Source organism: Falsiroseomonas sp. HW251, from assembly GCF_050563545.1.
Classification (GTDB): domain Bacteria; phylum Pseudomonadota; class Alphaproteobacteria; order Acetobacterales; family Acetobacteraceae; genus Falsiroseomonas.
Genome location: NZ_JBNXUM010000094.1, coordinates 1 through 913, shown reverse-complemented (window position 1 = coordinate 913; position 913 = coordinate 1). Strand labels below are relative to the sequence as shown.

Genomic DNA, 913 nt, shown 5'->3' with positions numbered 1-913 from the left:
TGCCGCAGGCCTTCAAACGCTACTGCATCCGCATCAGCCGAGACACCTCGTCCCTGCAATACGAGAACGACGACCTGATGCGGCCCTATTGGGGCGACGACTACGGCATCGCCTGCTGCGTCTCCGCCATGCGGCTCGGCAAGCAGATGCAGTTTTTCGGTGCGCGGGTGAATTTGGCCAAGGCGCTGCTCTACGCCATCAACGGCGGCCGCGACGAGGTGAGCGGCGAGCAGATCGCACCGGCCTCGGCGCCGGTGAAGTCGGAAGTGCTGGACTACGAGGAGGTGTTCCAGAAATTCGACGCGACGATGGAATGGTTGGCGCGCACCTACGTCCACGCCATGAACTGCATCCACTACATGCACGACAAGTACTTCTACGAGCGGCTCGAGATGGCGCTGCACGACCGCGACGTCCTGCGCACCATGGCCTTCGGCATCGCCGGGCTGTCGGTGGTGGCGGACAGCCTGTCGGCGATCAGGCACGCCAAGGTGCATGTGATCCGCGACGACACGGGCCTTGCCGTGGACTACCGGATCGAGGGCGACTTCCCGAAATTCGGCAACGCCGACAGCCGGGTGGACGACATCGCGGCGGACATCGTCTCCGCCTTCATGGCGAAGATCCGCAAGCACCCGACCTACCGCAACGCCGTGCACACCCAGTCCGTGCTGACCATCACGTCGAACGTCGTCTACGGGAAGGCGACGGGCAACACGCCCGACGGCCGCCGCAAGGGCGAGCCCTTCGCGCCTGGCGCCAATCCCATGCATGGGCGCGACAGCCATGGCTGGCTGGCGAGCTGCATCTCGGTCGCGAAGCTGCCCTATGCCGATGCGCAGGACGGCATCAGCTTCACCGTCTCCGTCGCGCCGACGATGACGAACCGCGGGGACGACGCGGCGCTCGACAA

The 913-nt window shown here is 65.5% G+C and carries 1 protein-coding gene; it reads left to right on the top strand.

Going from position 1 to position 913, the window contains the following annotated elements:
• Positions 1 to 913: pyruvate formate lyase family protein (locus tag ACLF3M_RS35330; protein ID WP_430661702.1), on the top strand; the 913-nt coding region annotated here is incomplete at both ends.